Source organism: Acinetobacter higginsii (assembly GCF_000369845.1).
Taxonomy (GTDB): domain Bacteria; phylum Pseudomonadota; class Gammaproteobacteria; order Pseudomonadales; family Moraxellaceae; genus Acinetobacter; species Acinetobacter higginsii.
On sequence record NZ_KB850214.1, the window covers coordinates 526,980 to 544,790 of the forward strand.

The window sequence follows — 17,811 nt, forward strand, 5'->3', positions numbered from 1 at the left end:
CTAGATTCGAATTCACTCATCGTTTAGCAACAAGCTTAATCAATGAAGCTTGCTCAGCTGATTAGGTCTCACCTTTTTCTCGTTCCATGTCGATCGTGGGACGAGACTCGTCTATGCGATTTATTTAAATATAGTGTTTATCTCTGTACGAAATGCCTCTTTCTAAAGAAGCATTTTCTAGTTTTAATTATAATCCTTATTATTTTTGATCCTTTTCTAACACGCCTCAAAATTATTTATAAAAAATAATCCGTATCCATTTGGATTTTAGGAGAAATATGCTGCTCGACCCACTCCAGCCATGCCCGTGTTTTTGCATCCACAAAATGACGCGATGGCAATAAGGTGTACACCCCGATATCCGGTGATCGCCAAGCAGGTAAAATACGACGCAGTCGCCCTGCCCGAATCGCATCAATCGATGAGAAGGTCGGTAATAATGCAATGCCCATATCCTGTTGTACTACATCCAACAGCAACTCAGGGGTATCAGCAATCAACGGTCCATTGATATCAATCTGATAAGAGCAGCTGTTTTCACTGACCAAATGCCATTGTGGAGTAATTGAGGGATTGACCAAGCGCAAGCAGGCATGCTTTTGCAAATCATCCAAGGATTGAGGTTCGCCATACTTTTCCAAGTATGCAGGTGATGCACATAACACCGAAAAGATGGTACCAATTCGACGCGCTACAAACCGTGAATCTGCCAATGACTCAGTGAGATATAGGCTAACATCAATACCCTTACCTAACAGATCAGGCACATTTTGCGAAGTCCGATATTCAACCGTAAGATCGGGATAGGTTTGACAGAAATCCGCCATCATCGGCGCCAGATAATGATGACCAAAACTGGCCATACTCAACACGCGCAACCGTCCTTGTGGTCTGGCTGCCATGCCCATGGCTTGTGCTTCGGACTCCTCCACCATCGCCAGTACTTGGCGACACTGCTCGGCATAGTTTGCACCAATTTCGGTCAAGGCATGCTGGCGGGTTGATCGTTGTAGTAGTTTTGTACCTAAACGCCCTTCTAACTCGCTAATTAATCGCGAAACTTGCGCAGTTGTCAGTTCCATCTGTTCAGCGGCAGCCGTGAAACTCCCGCTATCAATCACTTTCAGGAAGGCATGCATTGCATGTAAAAGTCCACCATCAAGATTTTTGCGCATAACGTAAATATCTTTTTCTAAATTACGCATTGTTGCACCAGTCTGGATCAACCACAATGACAAATATGTACATTGATTGAGCAGTTTTTTTAGCGAACGCCGCTGATCAGTCTTTTTAAAATATGTACTTACTCCAAATATTCAACCGGATGTTGAAAAAAGAAAGTAGCCAAAACTACACACAATTCTAAGGAGACATAAATGAATATAGCGACAAAAGTTACTCCAAAAATGATCGCTACTAAAGATGTATCACTGGACGATAAATATATCAGTGATCACGGTTCGGCCTATATGACAGGCATACAGGCACTGGTTCGGTTACCTCTAGCACAGACTCGCCGAGATGAATTGAACGGGTTGCACACGGCTGGCTTCATTTCAGGTTATCGTGGTTCCCCTGTCGGGAATTATGATAATTTCCTTTGGCAAATTGGAGGCATACTTAAAGATCACCATGTCGTCTTTCAACCCGGTATCAATGAAGACCTTGCAGCGACTGCCATTTGGGGCACGCAACAAGCCAACCTTGCAGGTCAGGGTAAATATGATGGTGTGAGCGCATGGTGGTATGGTAAAGGCCCAGGTGTAGACCGCTCAGGCGATGTGCTCCGCCATGCCAACCTTGCAGGAACGGCCAAACACAGTGGCGTGGTTGCCCTGTTTGGTGATGACCATTCCTGTAAATCATCCACCGTTCCCCACCAATCCGAACATGTGATGATGGGTTGTGGCATTCCAATTTTCTATCCAACTTCGGTGCAACATATTCTCGATTTGGGCGTCCATGCGATTGCCATGTCACGTTTTGCTGGGGTTTGGACCTCAATGAAACTGGTCAGTGAAATCGTTGAAACCTCAGCTTCGATCATTGTCGACCTAGATCGTGTCACACCTGTTTTACCTGAAATCGAGTTGCCTGCCGACGGCATCCATATCCGCTGGCCAGATCATGGCATCCAACAAGAACAACGACTCTATCAATATCGCTTACCCGCGGTATTGGCCTATGCGCGTGCCAATCAACTGAATCAAATCACATGGCCATGTGAGCATGCCCGTATTGGTATTGCAGCCAGTGGTAAAGGTTATCTCGATACCATTGAAGCCTTGCGCATTCTCGGCATTGAAAATGAAACCGCGCAACAACTTGGGCTACGGGTTTATCAAGTCGGTTTAATCTGGCCTTTGGAACCACAAGGTCTGCGTGAATTTGCTGCGGGTTTACAAGAACTGATTGTGGTCGAAGAAAAACGTCCGATTCTGGAAGCACAAATTAAAGATGAATTGTATTCCCTGCCTGATGAGCAACGTCCACATGTAATCGGCAAAGCGATCCATGGTAAAGGTGAATGGAGTACCTCATTTGAAGAAGCACCGCTGATTGGGCATTACGAGTTCCAACCTGAACCGATTGCCAAAATGTTGGCAGCACGGTTTTTACAGTTAGATTTGCCGGAAAGTTTAAGACAGCAAATCCAGAGTCGTGTCGATTTACTGTATAAGGCAGAACAAGAATCACGCCGCGTACTGGATTTGGCCGAGCGTAAACCGTATTTCTGTAGCGGCTGCCCGCATAACACCTCAACCGTCGTGCCAGAAGGCAGTCGTGCACTGGGTGGTATCGGTTGCCACTATATTGCAGTGTCACTGGATCGCGGCACCGAAACCTTCTCGCAAATGGGCGGTGAAGGTGTGAGTTGGGCGGGTGCCTCGCATTTCACCAATGAAAAGCATATTTTTGCCAATCTCGGTGATGGCACCTACTTCCACTCAGGCTATCTGGCGATTAGACAAGCCATTGCAGCCAATATCAATATCACCTATAAAATCCTCTATAACGATGCGGTTGCCATGACCGGTGGTCAGCATGTCGATGGACATCTCAGTGTCGCGCAACTGACTCGCCAGCTCGATGCAGAAGGCATTAAAAAACAGGTCATCGTAACGGATGAACCTGAGCTCATCCATGCCGAAGAACACCTTGCACCGCATGTCGAAATCCGCCATCGCAATGATCTTGATGCAGTACAACGTGAGTTACGTGATATTTCAGGTGTCACCGCTTTAATCTATGTGCAAACCTGTGCCAGTGAAAAACGCCGTCGCCGTAAACGTGATGCTTATCCTGACCCTGCTGAACGCCTATACATCAATAGCGATATCTGTGAAGGTTGTGGGGATTGCTCTAAAAAATCAAATTGTCTTTCAATTGAACCTGTCGAAACCGCTTTGGGTACCAAACGTCAGATTAACCAAAGCAGCTGTAATAAGGATTTCACCTGTGTGGAAGGCTTCTGCCCAAGCTTTGTCACCGTGCATACCCGTGATATGAAACGCCCCGCCAAGTTGGAAGGTTTTGCGACAGGTTGGCCTGAACGTCCCTTGATTCCTCAACTGACTGATACACCAAATCGTATTATGGTTGGTGGTGTTGGCGGTACAGGTGTAGTTACCGTTGGGGCTTTACTGGGTATGGCCGCACATTTGGAAGGCAAAGCCACCCGTGTCATGGATATGGCGGGGCTGGCGCAAAAAGGCGGTACGGTGTATTCCTATATTCAAATTGCCGCAGATGATGCGCAAATTTCCTCAACTAAAATTCCAGAACATCAATGTGATCTATTGATTGGTGCCGATGCCATTGTGGCGGGCAGTAATGCCGCGCTATCACGTTTAAAACAAGATGCGATGGTGATCGTCAATGAAGATGGCTCACCTACCTCTGACTTTATTAACAAACGTGACTGGTATGCACCGATTCATGATTTGATTGATCGTCTGCGTGGCCGTGTCCACAAAGAAAATCTGCTCTCCTTACCTGCGGCACGAATCGCAACACAGGTTCTAGGTGATGCCATCTATGCTAATCAACTGCTCTTAGGAATGGCATGGCAATCAGGGCAAATTCCACTGTTACGTGAAAGTATTGAAAAAGCCATTCAACTGAATGGCACGGCGATTGATAAAAACCTTGAAGCTTTCCGTATTGGGTGCCACCTGGCCAGTGACCCGAGCCTAATTACCCGTTTACTCGACAGCTTGCCAAAAAGCAATGCACCGCAAACACTGGCTGAACTGATCAATGATCGCACGATACGTTTGCAAGACTATTGGAACGAAGCCTATGCCAATCAATATCGTATGTTATTGGAACAGGTTGTTAAATTACTGCCTGAAGCACTGGCAAAAACCATCGCAACTCAACTGTATCGTGTCATGGCCTATAAAGATGAATATGAAGTGGCACGTTTACTGACAGGTGCAAACTTTAAGAAATCCATTGAGTCGCAATTTGGTCGTGGAGTACGTTTATCCTATCATCTCGCTCCACCGACACTGGGGACCAATGTGCGTAAACGTATCTTTGGTTACTGGATGCGTTTCCCGATGATGCTACTTGCTCGCTTACAATGGCTGCGCGAAAGTTTCTTTGATCCATTTGCCCGTCAACAAGAACGTCAATATGAACATGCATGGCGTGATCGCTACATCGCCTTTGTTGAAACGCTGATCTCATCTCCAAACAGCTATAATCTAGTTGTTGCAGAACAGATTGCCGAACTACCTGCTGAAGTGCGTGGCTTTGGGCATATCAAGATGCAGGCTATGCAAGTCGCAAACCAACGCTGGGATGAGCTATCAAAAGAGCTCAGTAATAAAGACTAAAATCTTCAAATAAACCACTGACTGGGCATGTTAAATGATAAAAGATATGTTCAGTCAGCTGATTCACAATTAAAAGTCGGTATGACTGAATGATAGCTTAAACTGAGGATATTCATACACTAATACCCCTTCAAAGTGTCCACTTGATTTAACAATGCTTGCCCCTGAATAACACGCTGATCATTTTCTAAAATTTGGTTCACCACAACCGACCATGGTGCATGTGAAGCAACATGTGGCGTGATCACCACTTTTTCATGTTGCCAAAGTGGATGATTTTCAACTAAGGGTTCTTTTGCAAAGACATCCAAAATTGCACCACGTAAACGTCCAGAATCCAGATAATTTAATAAATCCTGCTCAACCAGATGCTGACCACGACCACAATTGATGATACAGGCCTGTTCAGGAAGCAAATCAAATAAAGATTTTGATAAAATACCCTGATTATTTTCCGTAAGTGGTAATAAATTAATCAGAATTTCAGCCTGTCCCAAGAACGTGTCAAAATTTTCATCACCTGCATAACAGCTCACATGTGCAATATTTTTCGGGCTACGAGACCAACCAGACACTTGATAACCGAGCGCAGCAAATTGCTTGGCCATATATCCGCCCATTTGCCCCAAGCCCATAATTCCAATTTTCAATTCAGCATGTTCTCGTTGTGGATACTGCCGCCATTGTTGTTGTTTCTTCTGTCTAAAAGCCTGATCAAAAAATCGTTGATAATATAAAATGCCCCACTGCAAATAATCGAACATACCTTTTTGATGTAACTGATCGACCACCCGACAGACTTTATACTGCGTGCCAATTCGCTGCAGATTCAGATGCTCAACACCAGCAGCCATTGAATGAATCAGTTTTAATTCAGGCAATTTTTCTAAATGATCCAGATCCGGAAACCACGAAACTGCTGTGGTCGCAGATTGAGCCTGCTCACTGTCCGCTAAACAATAGGAATCATGAGGTGCGTATTGCCGAAATGCATCTTCAAGCCATTTTTGAACTTTGGGTACAGTCGTGGCAATCACGATCATGAACAATACTCCTCACGTTGCTGCTCGATCAGAGATAATGCTGCATTCCAAGCATTTAGAATAATTTTTTCAACACCTGAGGATTCGAATTGCTGGGTGGTATGTTCACACACCGCTTCTAAGGGAAAATGGAGTTCTGTTCCCCCTGCCAGTGCCTTGATTTGTGCCTGACATGCACGCTCTAGAAAGTAAATTTCATGAAATGCACGCTGCACACTATCGCCAGTTGCCAACAATCCATGATTTCTTAAAATCATCACACGATTGTCTCCTAAATCGTCGACCAATCGCGCTCTTTCTTCCGTCAGTAAAGCAACTCCTTCATACTCGTGATAACTGACTTTTTTATAAAATTTCAGTGCGTGTTGCGAGATGGGTAACAAGCCATGCTTCTGTGCTGAAACTGCAATTCCATCTGCGGTATGGGTATGGATTACACAGTGAATATCTTCACGCGCTGTATGCAAGGCTGAATGAATAACAAAACCAGCAACATTCACCGTTTTACCTGCATCATAATGTTCTACGATATTGCCTTCACCATCAATTTTAACCAAATCAGAGGCTTTCATTTTTTCGAATGGAATGCCGTAGTGATTAATCAGAAAATGTCCATTTTCATCTGGTACACGTAGGCTGATATGGGTATCAATAAGATCTGTCATACGATAATAGGCAATCAATCGATATAGAGCAGCTAACTGACAACGTGCTTCCCATTCGGTTGTCGAAACCATTTCTTTTAGACTCATGTTATCTCCTTATTTAAGTGCTTACGATATCAAGTACTATTTTTCATTTTTGGATGTAAATGTCATGCACAGTCAAAGTATCTAGCTAAAGTCAGGTTTCCTCTTTTGCATAAATGCTGCCACACCCTCTTTATAGTTATCTGATTGTCCTGCAGTACGTTGAAATTCACGCTCCAGCTGCAATTGCTCAGCAAGGGTGTTGTCTGTGGCACGGTTTAAAGCTTGTTTAATCAATGCAATCGAACTACTGGGCTGCTCAGCTAACTGTTCAGCCAATGCGGTGATATTTGCGTCGAAAAGCTCATCTTCATAAACCTCCCAGATCAATCCCCAATTCAAGGCTTTCTGGGCAGAAAGCTTGTCTCCCAACATGGTCAGCCCTTTTGCTCGCGCCAAACCGATCAACTGCGGTAAATTCCATGTGCCGCCTGCATCAGGAATTAACCCGACTTTGCAAAAAGACTGTATGAATGAAGCAGACTGTTTGGCCACCACCAAATCACAGGCGAATGCCAGATTGGCACCTGCACCAGCAGCTACACCATTCACTGCAGCGATTACAGGTTTGGTCATGTCTGTAATTTTAAGCACCAGAGGATTATAGAATTTTTCTAAAGCAGCTCCTGCATCATAATCTGGGGCAGCAATGACAGTATGACTTCTTGATCTTAAATCCTGTCCAGCACAAAAACCTTTACCTGCGCCAGAGATCACAATCACTTTTATTTCCTTCGAAACTGCCCACAGGTCTAAAACTGCTGCAATTTCACGGTGCATTTGTTCATTGAAACTATTCAGCACTTCCGGGCGATTAAACTTCAAATAACCAACACGGTTGTGTTGACGAATCAAAATATGTTCAAAATCCATTTATCACTACTCTCTGAAAAAATTTACAACCCGTGGATCGGACTCAGAATGAAAAAGCGTCCTCATCAAGTTCCATCACGGACTCTGCTCCAGACGCAATAGAAGCTGCATGTGCTTGTGTACGATGTAATAGCTTCTGAAAGAAGAACTTCGCTGTACTGAGTTTAGCCTGATAGAATTTTTGCTCTTGCGTGCCTTCGTCCAGTTTTTCATGGGCAACTTGTGCCATACGTGCCCAGAGGTAAGCGAATACCACATAGCTGGAAAAATAGAGATAATCGACTGAAGCAGCACCAATTTCTTCAGAATTTTGCTTGGCTTTCTCTGCAATCGTTTTAGTCAGTGTCAACCACTGTTGTTTAAGCTCAGCTAATCTTTCTAAATAAGGTTTCAAGACTTCATTGGATTGCTGTTCACTAACAAACTGCTCAATTAAATCCGTCATGTTTTTTAACAGTTTTCCTTCAGACTTCAGTACTTTTCGCGCCAGTAAATCTAAAGACTGGATTTCAGTGGTACCTTCATACAAGGTGGATATTCTTGCATCGCGTACAATTTGCTCCATTCCATGCTCAACAATAAAGCCATGACCGCCAAATACTTGAACACCATGCTTGGCAGACTCATTGCCTGATTCTGTTAAAAATGCTTTGGCTATCGGAGTTAAAAAGGCCAGTAATTCATCCGACATTTTGCGTTGCTCGGGATCATCTGAAGTTTCAACAATATCGACATGCTGAGCCAGAAAATAGGCCAAGGCACGCCCACCCTCTGACAATGCTTTTTGCGTCATTAACATGGCGCGTACAGCAGGATGAACAATAATGGGGTCCGCATTTTTATCAGGACATTTTGCTCCAGATAAAGAACGCATTGCCAAGCGATCTTTTGCATAAGCTAAAGCACCTTGAAATGAAATCTCAGAGGCAGCCAGACCTTGTACAGCAGTGCCAATACGTGCGGTATTCATAAAGGTAAACATACAATTGAGCCCACGGTTTTCAGGACCAATTAGATAACCTTTTGCAGCATCAAAATTTAAAACACAGGTTGCGTTACCATGAATCCCCATCTTATGTTCAATCGCGCTACAGACGACTTTATTACGGTCTTCTAAATTACCTTCATCATCTACATTAAATTTCGGCACAATAAACAGAGAAATCCCTTTAGTGCCTGTCGGCGCATCTGGTAAACGAGCCAACACAATGTGGATAATATTTTCTGAAAGATCATGTTCCCCTGCGGAAATAAAAATCTTTTCTCCTGTGATGGCATAACTTCCATCTGAATTCGGCTCAGCCTTGGTACAAATCAAGCCTAAGTCTGAACCTGCATGCGATTCCGTTAAACACATGGTTCCTGTCCAAACACCACGGATCAGCTTGCTTAAAAATACCTGTTTTTGCTGTTCAGTGCCGTGATGCTCAATGGTTCGCATCGCACCGTGCGACAAACCAGGATACATTGCCCATGCCCAGTTTGAACCACAAAGCATCTCTGAAATCGCAATCCGGAGCAATGTGGGTAAGCCCTGCCCGCCATATTCCGGACCAGCAGTGAGTGAGGTAAAGCCGAGCTCCACATATTTATCATAAGCTTCTTTAAAGCCCTGCGGGGTGGTCACAAAACCTTGATCTAAATGACAACCTTCTTGATCACCATTTTGATTGATTGGAGCCAGTTCATTTTCACAAAAATCTGCTGCCGCCTCCAAATATTGATCCACCAGCTCACGACTGACGACATCCTGATATTTAGATAATTTTTGGTAGCTTTGTTCAGTTTGAAGCAATTCATGTAGTACAAATTGCATATCGCGTTGAGGAGCTTTGTATAAAGGCATGATTTTTTCCCTTAATTTCTTCCCATAAGAGACAGCACCGCTCTTGAAAGATTTTTTAATTTTCCTGACATCAAAAATATCAAATAAATTTCTTATTGCAAAATTTATTTTCATTTTAATAATGTTTATTTTGTAGAAAAACACCGATAGACTTCTATCACAAAATATAGTTTATTGTATTTTAACAAATATTTTAATTAATCATGATTAACAGCAGAAATTAAAGAAAATTTAAAAATTTTGTTTTACGAAATAACATTCCGTAAAAATTTAATTTATAGTATTGTGATGAGATTGCTTAAACATCCAAGGACGATTTATGGATAACCCGAAATATACTGGTCTTGAATTTTTAACGGCTTTAAAAAATGGTGAGGTGTCTTCTTCTCCTATGGCCCACACGCTACCTATGGAACTCATTGAGGTTTCAAAAGGAAAAGCAACCTATAAAGTTACTCCTGGACAGGAACATCGAAATATACAAGGCGGTGTACATGGCGGTTTTTGTGCAACGGCTCTGGATACCGTTACAGGGAGTGCAGCGCATACCTTACTGGAACATGGGGTTGGTTATGGCACCATCGACCTAAATGTAAAAATGATTCGCCCCATGCAGGTTGATACATCTTACTATGCGACAGCCGAGTTAATTAATGCGGGCCGAAATATTATTAGTACCGAAGGTAAAATCGTAGATGAAAACGGCAAAGTGTATGCCTTTGCCTCGGCAACCTTAATGATCATTCGCAAAACATAGCAAGAGCAATATCAAACTCCTCTTTATAGTGCTTTTTTCTGCGCCTCTGCGTTATTCATTACATGAAAATCTAGGCGATCAATCATAAAACTGATGATTGCCATCATTACTCCAAGTATCACACATGCCGTCCACCCCCAATGTTTCCAAGCATATACGGCAATAAAGGAACCTAGAGCCGCTCCGCCAAAATATAAGGTCATATAAATCGAATTAATACGAGAACGCGCTTCTGCCGAAATTCGATAGACTAGATTTTGATTTAAAACATGAAATGCCGACAAACCGAAATAAGCCATAACAACCCCAACAGCGTAAGCAACTAGAGACTGCTGTGCAAAAAATAGCGGTATCCATGCACTTATTAATAGCCCCATACAAATCATCGCAATTTTATTTTCAAGCCCTGCCGCAATTTTCTTACCTGCCCAAGGGGTCGCAAATACGCCAGCCAAACCAACAATTCCAAATAAACCAATCTGGAAATCATTAAAATGATAAGGGGCATTGGCTAAAATAAACGTCATAGTGGTAAAAATAAGCGCTAGAATGCCAAAACCAATTCCCCCTGCAAAACCACGACGCAGTAAATGAGGCTGGTGAGCAGCTAATGAAAATAGCGAACCATAAATCTGTAGGATATTGAGTTGGTGAGACTTACGCACAACTGGCAGTTTTACCCACATTACCCAAGCAAACCCCAAAATGACAATTCCGCTAATCAAATAAACCGCGTGCCAAGACCAAACTGTAGAAAGTAAGCCTGCAATAGAACGTGCCAATAATATTCCCAAAAACAAACCACTCATGAGAGTGCCTACAACTTGAGGACTTTTTTGTGGGCTGGCTAAACCTGCGGCGAAAGGAACTAAAACTTGAGTTGCAATAGAAAAGAATGTCGCTAAAAAGGTAAAGCCATATAAAACTGGCAAGGTTTGACTCAAGGATAGCCCTACTTGTGCAAGGCCTGTACAACACATAAGCAAGCAAATATAACTTCGCTTTTCAAAAAAGTCACCTAAGGGAACCAATATAAAAAGGCCAACTGCATATGACAGTTGGCTAATGACAATGGTTAAAGCAACTTGATCGGCATTGACTTTTAATGCATCTGCAATTGAATAGATTAAGGGCTGGTTATAATAGTTTGAACCCGCACAAATTCCACATGTCATTGCCATGATAAAAATAAAGCTTTTTGACAATATCGCATCTGTATCGAGCCGAGCTATTTTATCCATGTTCCCTTGCCTTATTGTTAAAACTTATACATCGACACAAAGTTAAGGCGCGACACATCCGCCGTTCTGCCATCAAAGACCTCACGTTTTCCTTGATGATATTCCATCCCAATATCAATTTGCTCGGCAGGTGAATAGAAGACATTGAGGGCGTAATCAGTTAAGCGTTTATTCGCATCCTGATTCAGTTTGGCATATTCAGTGTTGTCATCATATTCAAATAGCGAAGCCGATACATTGGTACGCCATTGATCATTAAATTTATACGAATAACCGAGATTAAAACTGTTTAGCTTATTCATCATTAAATCGGTTTTATCCTGATCTAAAGAGAAATCCCCTGCTGCATTCAATGGCGTAGCATTCACCAACCCACTTTGCGTGGTATAAGGCATGAACTTTTGATCACCTACAATATATTGATAATTGGCCTGAACAGATTGCTGTGGATCAAGTTGATATTTGAGTCCCGCACCCGCTCCCCAGCTGACTTTCTTGACCGTCTCTTTTGCCACATCCACAGATTTCTCATTCACAAAGCCTTGGGCCAATGCCATTAATGGTCCTTGCTTGAAGGTATATCGTCCCGTCAATGTTGGAAAAGCGGAAACACGTGAACCCGTATATTCAAATGCCACTTTCAAATCATGATTCTGATCAATTTTCCAGTCATAACGCACCTGAGGTGTGCGTGTATAAGATGTACCGATAAACTGGGTGTAATCGACCGATTCTGTTCGGGTTTCCATATTGGACATTAATGACCAGGTTTGGCCAAAGGTCCAGTCTTTATAGGTAAAATAAGCATGGCGAATACGGAATTTACCATCACCAGTTCCCATATTGGAACTATCAAAGAAATCAGCCTCCACATTTCCTTTGATCGCCTTGTCTGGACTGTTGAAATAGACACCGAGTCGGCTGGCATTTATGCTTGCATCCGAACGGGAATGGTTTGAGCGTTGCGCGCTTTCAAATGGAGTTCGATAGATACTGCTTGTGGTTCTGCCGCCTGAATCTGGAGAAGACTTAAAATCAACCGCGGCATCTAGTCGGGCAATTCCATAGACTTTAACATTATCTGTCCATGTCACCCAAGAAGGTGCAACGGGCTTTTCTGTTACCGTTGCTTTAGTTTTTTCTATGTTCTCTTCAATCTTTACTTGTTTGACCTGTAAATTATTTTGAGTTTGTTTTTGAGCAGCAAGTTCTGCTTTTAATTTTTGCAGCTCGGTTTCTAGCAAATTAATTCTTTGTTCTGTGGTGTCAGAAGAATTTGCAAAAATAGTCCCTGAAGCCGCAGCACAAGCTGCAGCTAAAATTAATTTTTTCATCTTTTAGTCCTTTAAGAAGCCTTTCCCGTGGGTGTAAGGCTAAACCACTGTCGCGTCAATCAATGGACAGGCTGTCAGCGCCTGTAATTCATCAAAACTTAAACCCGCTACCATTTCCGTGACATAGGCTTGTTGATCTTTGAGCTCAATAATGCATAAATCGGTATAAATACGATCTACGCACTGTTCCCCAGTTATTGGATATGTGAGTGCATCAACAATTTTTGCTTCACCTTTTTTAGTCACGTGTTCCATATAGACATAAATACTTTTTGCACCCACAGCCAGATCCATTGCACCACCGACAGCAGGTACATCATCGGGCTTACCTGTATGCCAGTTGGCTAAATCTCCATTGACAGCCACCTGAAAAGCGCCAATAACACAAATGTCCAAGTGCCCACCACGCATGATGTCAAAAGAATCACCATGATGCATAAAGCAGCCACCGTCCAGCAAAGTCACCAACTCCTTGCCTGCATTGACCAAATCTTCGTCTTCTTGGCCAGGTTTTGGAGGTGGTCCAAAAGCCAAAACACCATTTTCAGAATGCAGAAATATCTCTTTATCCTTAGGTAGATACTTGGCCACATTGGTCGGCAAGCCAATTCCTAAATTCACATAAGAACCTTCAGGAATATCTTGTGCAATCAACATGGCAATCTCTTCTCGAGAACGTTTTTGAACTGACATTAAATATCTCCTACTTTCACAACATGCTGCACAAAAATTCCAGGCGTAATAATGCATTCAGGATCAAGTGTTCCAATTTCAACAGTATCGTTGACCTGAACAATGGTTGTTTTTGCTGCTTTGGCCATAATCGGACCAAAGTTTCGTGCAGCCTTCCGATAGGTTAAATTTCCCCAGCGATCAGCTTTGTCGGCATAAATTAGGGCAAAATCAGCTTCGATTGGATATTCAAGTACATAATTTTTACCGTTAATGGTTCGCGTTTCTTTACCTTCAGCAATTTTAGTTCCGTAGCCTGTAGGCGTAAAAATAGCCCCTAAACCAGCGCCTGTGGCTTGAATGCGACAGGCTAGGTTGCCTTGCGGCACCAGTTCTAACTCAATTTTTCCTGCACGGTACAAGTCTTGAAATACAGTTGAGCCTGCCGACTTTGGAAATGAGCTAATCATTTTTTTCACACAACCTGCGATGATCAATTTTGTTAATCCCCGATCACCGGAAGCGGCATTGTTATTCACAATGGTCAGCTCTTTTTTCCCCAGATCAATTAAAGCTTCAATGAGCTCAGCAGGTTGGCCTGTGACCCCAAAGCCACTTGTCATGATAGTTGCACCATCTGGAATTGCTTTTAAAATCGGTTCAATATTCTGGGTGATTTTATTTATCATCTCACGTATCCCTTTTCATCATTCAATTGAAGTAACAGCTCAAGCCATCACTCTGCTTTTTGCGGGTTAAATAGTCGGTCTTTAATAAATAACAATGGAATTACACCGCAGATAAAATAAGCCGCAGCCATCACCAAAAGCCCTAAGCCAATAGAACCGTTCTGTGATAAATAACCAATTGTTAATGGAGAGAAAATAGAAAGCACTTTGCCAATGTTATAAGCGCCGCCCACTGCCGAACCTCGGATAGACGTCGGGAAGCTTTCTGTCATATAGGTGGCATTAATTGCGTATGGAATACCGTAAAGGAAACCGAAGAACAGCATCATCCATAAAATATTGGTTGGTGTATTTAAATAGACAATGACCGGAATAAATAAAGCTGTACCAATGGTTCCGAAAGCAAATACAGCGCGACGTCCTAATTTATCGGCAACAATCCCTGCAATCACTTTGGCAAACATCATAATCAGGAAAGTACCGACCATATACATGGCCATTTCTTTAAATTTGATGCCAAGATCAGACTCTAAATAAGCAGGTAACCAGTTACTTACGCCGTAATAGCCAAACTGCAATGCGCCCGTACTAATAATCCAAAGCACAAACATAGTGCCATGTTTCTTATCTTTTAAAATTTCAAGATATGGGTTTTGACGTTTTTTAGGTTGGCTACTTTGAGCGACTTCTAACGCTTTTAATTGACGAGATTTTTTCCATGATTCAGGTTCAGGTACGCAAAAGTGCATTAAAACTGACAACACCACAGGCGTAATTGCAATCCAATAAAGGAAACGCCAGCCATGTTCAGGAATAATATGCCCTGCCAATAAAGTCGCTAACAAAGAACCTAAGGTATAACCCGTCATGAGAGTAGCCAAAACAGTCGAGCGATGTTTGGTTGGCACCATTTCTGACATTAAAATATTACAAGCAATATAGAGCGCGCCTAAGCCCATCGCTCCAAAAGTTCTTAAAACTGCAAATTGCATATAAGAATCAGTAAAACCCAGTGCGCTGGTTAAAACTGAAGAATAAGCAATAAAGAACACAATAATGCGGACCCGCCCAAAACGGTCACATGCCCAACCACCAATCAGACCACCAATTGCTGAACCTAAAAGTGTTAAACTGCCTAACGTTCCAGCTTGTACACCGGTTAAATGAAATTCTGTTTTAAGACTGGTCAGGCTCAATGCCAAAAAACCTAAGTCTGCCCCATCACACAACAATGTTAAAAAAGCGAATATAAATGCGGTAATCCAAATTTTTTTTGGTGTCTGGATAGCTTCACTGCTAGCCGTATTTTGTGCAACTGTTTCTGTTGTCATGTCCATATCCTCTGAAGGAACATGAGGCATCCAATGCCTCATGGCATTTATTTTTTATTAGGTAGTCGCTTCCCTAATCATGTTCTTGGCAATAATAATTTGTTGAACTTGCGTGGTTCCTTCATATAAACGGAACAAACGTACATCACGATAAAAACGCTCAATGGCATATTCACTGATATAACCTGCACCACCGTGAATCTGTACACAGCGGTCAGCAACGCGTCCACACATTTCAGTTGCAAACATTTTCGCGCAAGATGCTTCTGTGCTAATGTTTTCGCCATTATCACGGCGACGGGCTGCATCTAGGACCATGCATTTAGCCGCATAAATCTCGGCTTTTGAGTCAGCAAGCATCGCTTGAATCAACTGGAAGTTCGCAATGGGCTGACCAAATTGTTTACGCTCAATTGCATAGTGCAATGCGTCATTTAACATACGCTCAGAAACACCCACACTATATGCACCAATGTGCAAGCGCCCTTTATCAAGCACTTTCATGGCCGTTTTAAAACCGACACCTTCTACCCCACCAATCAGTGCAGAAGCAGGCACACGGCAATTTTCAAAAATGACATCACAGGTGTGCGAACCCTTTTGCCCCATTTTTTGGTCAATTTTGCCCAACGTGATGCCTGGTGTATTGGCCTCAACTAAAAAAGCTGAAATGCCACCAGACCCTTTAATTTCAGGATTGGTTCGAGCCATTACAGTAAAAGTTGCAGCATGAGGTGCATTGGTAATAAAACGCTTAGTGCCGTTTAACACATAAAAATCGCCATCTTTTACGGCACTGGTTTTTAAAGAGGCAGCATCAGAACCAGATTCAGGCTCGGTTAAACAAAATGAACCAATAATTTCGCCACTTGCGTAACACGGTAAATATTTTTGCTTTTGCTCTTCTGTGCCATCAATCAAAATCGCACTAGAACCAATACCATTATTAGTGCCAATTAAAGAGCGAAAAGCTGGTGAAGTTTGTCCAAGTTCAAATGCAACTCTAACTTCTTCTTCCATGGTGATGCCTAGGCCACCATATTCTTCTGGAATTGTGAGGCCGAACAAACCAAGCTCACGCATTTGCTGCACAATGTCATCTGGAATTTTGTCTTTCTCTGCCACTTCGTTTTCACGAGGGATCAATTCATTTTTTACAAAATCTCGAATTGTTGAAAGTAACTGCTCCAACATCCCTTCATCACGGATCATCTGTGATCTCCCTTTTATGTGCTTACATCGTATTCCTCAGCCGCTTCCAGCTTTGTTCTGGATACGATGTTTTAAATCTTATGTACTGTGGATGTGTTTCATAGTACGAGAATAAAAACACAAATTTCAAGTTTTTTTGAAAATTAATTTCGTTAAACGAAATTTAAAGCATCATCAATACAAAATATCAATGACTTAAATCGTATTTAGCATTGTAAAATAACATTGCAGACAAAAATCTCTTGAAATAAATTTCAAAATAAGCATGATTAAAGAAATATAGTTTTGATCTGCGAAACAAGGAATTCAAAAATGAGTACACCAACAGGGAATAATTTCATTGAAGTTGACTATTCCATTCATAAAATTGCGATCGTTAAAATTAATCGTCCAGATGCTAAAAATGCGCTGAACACAGAAGTGCGTAAGCAGTTGGCTCAAATCTTTACGGAGCTGAGTTTTAATGAGGAAATTAATGCCATTGTGCTGACTGGCGGTGAGGAGGTCTTTGCTGCGGGTGCGGACTTAAAAGAAATGGCAACAGCCACATCGACTGAAATGCTACTCCGCCATACTGAGCGTTACTGGAATGCAATCGCTCAATGCCCAAAACCCGTTATTGCTGCAGTCAATGGTTTTGCGCTTGGTGGTGGCTGTGAACTGGCGATGCATAGCGATATTATCATTGCGGGCAAAAGTGCTATTTTTGGTCAACCTGAAATCAAAGTTGGTTTAATGCCAGGTGCTGGCGGTACGCAACGTCTGTTCCGAGCGGTGGGTAAATTCCATGCTATGCGAATGATCATGACGGGTGTCATGGTTCAGGCCGAAGAAGCCTACCGCATTGGACTGGTGTCCCAAGTGACAGAAGATGATCAAACGATTACGACTGCCATCCAGATGGCACAAGGTCTGGCAAAAATGCCACCAATTGCCCTACAACAAATCAAGGAGGTTGCTCTACTGAGTGAAGATGTTCCACTCAATGCGGGATTGACCTTAGAGCGTAAATCTTTCCAATTGTTGTTTTCAACTGAAGATAAAGACGAAGGTATTCAAGCTTTTATTGAAAAGCGCAAACCAAGCTATCAAGGCAAATAATGTCAACAGAACACCACTCCCAATCCTAACGGCAAAAAAACGTTTAAATCGCGGCCATTCTATGTCAGGTCACATTTTACCGTTCATCGGTGATAAGTAAGGTTGAAGCTAGAACAGTA

Annotated in this window: 14 protein-coding genes; 3 read left to right on the forward strand and 11 right to left on the reverse strand. The window is 42.5% G+C overall.

Annotation, left to right across the window (positions count from 1 at the left end; all coding sequences use genetic code 11):
• Window positions 1-236: 236 nt before the first annotated feature.
• Window positions 237-1,175: a LysR family transcriptional regulator gene (locus tag F885_RS09885; RefSeq protein WP_032812072.1), complete on the reverse strand. Its 939-nt coding sequence runs from the start codon at window positions 1,173-1,175 to the stop codon at window positions 237-239.
• A gap of 201 nt (window positions 1,176-1,376) precedes the next feature.
• On the opposite strand from F885_RS09885, the gene F885_RS09880 reads away from it, so the two are divergent.
• The gene (locus tag F885_RS09880) at window positions 1,377-4,844 is read left to right on the forward strand and encodes an indolepyruvate ferredoxin oxidoreductase family protein (protein ID WP_005316608.1); all 3,468 of its coding nucleotides are present in this window, start codon (window positions 1,377-1,379) and stop codon (window positions 4,842-4,844) included.
• A 119-nt stretch (window positions 4,845-4,963) separates the two neighbouring features.
• Here F885_RS09880 and F885_RS09875 read toward each other — a convergent pair whose 3' ends face one another.
• From F885_RS09875 to F885_RS09860, 4 genes are all read right to left on the reverse strand, one after another.
• On the reverse strand, window positions 4,964-5,887 hold the full coding sequence (locus F885_RS09875; protein WP_005316611.1) for a 2-hydroxyacid dehydrogenase: 924 nt from the start codon (window positions 5,885-5,887) through the stop codon (window positions 4,964-4,966).
• Window positions 5,884-6,639 carry a class II aldolase/adducin family protein gene (locus F885_RS09870; protein WP_005316614.1) on the reverse strand — a complete coding sequence of 252 codons (756 nt, stop codon included), beginning with the start codon at window positions 6,637-6,639 and terminating at the stop codon, window positions 5,884-5,886. Before F885_RS09870 ends, F885_RS09875 begins: the two co-directional genes overlap by 4 nt.
• Before the next feature lie 81 nt (window positions 6,640-6,720).
• On the reverse strand, window positions 6,721-7,509 hold the full coding sequence (paaG, locus tag F885_RS09865) for a 2-(1,2-epoxy-1,2-dihydrophenyl)acetyl-CoA isomerase PaaG (RefSeq protein ID WP_005316618.1): 789 nt from the start codon (window positions 7,507-7,509) through the stop codon (window positions 6,721-6,723).
• A 43-nt stretch (window positions 7,510-7,552) separates the two neighbouring features.
• On the reverse strand, window positions 7,553-9,355 hold the full coding sequence (locus tag F885_RS09860; RefSeq protein WP_005316622.1) for an acyl-CoA dehydrogenase C-terminal domain-containing protein: 1,803 nt from the start codon (window positions 9,353-9,355) through the stop codon (window positions 7,553-7,555).
• A gap of 304 nt (window positions 9,356-9,659) precedes the next feature.
• Between F885_RS09860 and F885_RS09855 the strand changes: the two genes are divergently transcribed.
• On the forward strand, window positions 9,660-10,112 hold the full coding sequence (locus F885_RS09855; RefSeq protein ID WP_085946068.1) for a PaaI family thioesterase: 453 nt from the start codon (window positions 9,660-9,662) through the stop codon (window positions 10,110-10,112).
• Between the two features lie 23 nt (window positions 10,113-10,135).
• On the opposite strand, the gene F885_RS09850 is transcribed toward F885_RS09855, so the two are convergent.
• Genes F885_RS09850 through F885_RS09825 form a run of 6 tightly spaced genes read right to left on the reverse strand, consistent with a single transcriptional unit; the run spans window position 10,136 to window position 16,591 of the window.
• Window positions 10,136-11,353 (reverse strand): MFS transporter, encoded by a 1,218-nt coding sequence (locus F885_RS09850; protein WP_005316628.1) that lies wholly within the window; start codon window positions 11,351-11,353, stop codon window positions 10,136-10,138.
• 17 nt (window positions 11,354-11,370) lie between these two features.
• A complete protein-coding gene (gene dcaP / locus F885_RS09845; RefSeq protein ID WP_005316630.1) occupies window positions 11,371-12,687 on the reverse strand; it encodes an outer membrane trimeric porin-like protein DcaP in 1,317 nt (438 codons plus the stop codon).
• 39 nt (window positions 12,688-12,726) lie between these two features.
• Entirely contained in the window at window positions 12,727-13,380 is a 654-nt protein-coding gene (locus F885_RS09840) for a 3-oxoacid CoA-transferase subunit B (protein WP_005316634.1), read from the reverse strand.
• Window positions 13,380-14,048 carry a 3-oxoacid CoA-transferase subunit A gene (locus F885_RS09835; protein ID WP_005316637.1) on the reverse strand — a complete coding sequence of 223 codons (669 nt, stop codon included), beginning with the start codon at window positions 14,046-14,048 and terminating at the stop codon, window positions 13,380-13,382. The genes F885_RS09840 and F885_RS09835 overlap by 1 nt, the downstream gene beginning before the upstream one ends.
• A gap of 47 nt (window positions 14,049-14,095) precedes the next feature.
• Window positions 14,096-15,379 (reverse strand): MFS transporter, encoded by a 1,284-nt coding sequence (locus F885_RS09830; protein ID WP_195805479.1) that lies wholly within the window; start codon window positions 15,377-15,379, stop codon window positions 14,096-14,098.
• Window positions 15,380-15,436: 57 nt separating this feature from the next.
• Window positions 15,437-16,591, reverse strand: coding sequence for an acyl-CoA dehydrogenase family protein (locus F885_RS09825; protein WP_005316641.1), 1,155 nt, complete (start codon window positions 16,589-16,591; stop codon window positions 15,437-15,439).
• A 312-nt stretch (window positions 16,592-16,903) separates the two neighbouring features.
• Here F885_RS09825 and F885_RS09820 point away from each other — a divergent pair, with 312 nt between their 5' ends.
• On the forward strand, window positions 16,904-17,692 hold the full coding sequence (locus F885_RS09820; RefSeq protein WP_005316645.1) for an enoyl-CoA hydratase: 789 nt from the start codon (window positions 16,904-16,906) through the stop codon (window positions 17,690-17,692).
• Window positions 17,693-17,811 lie beyond the last annotated feature (119 nt).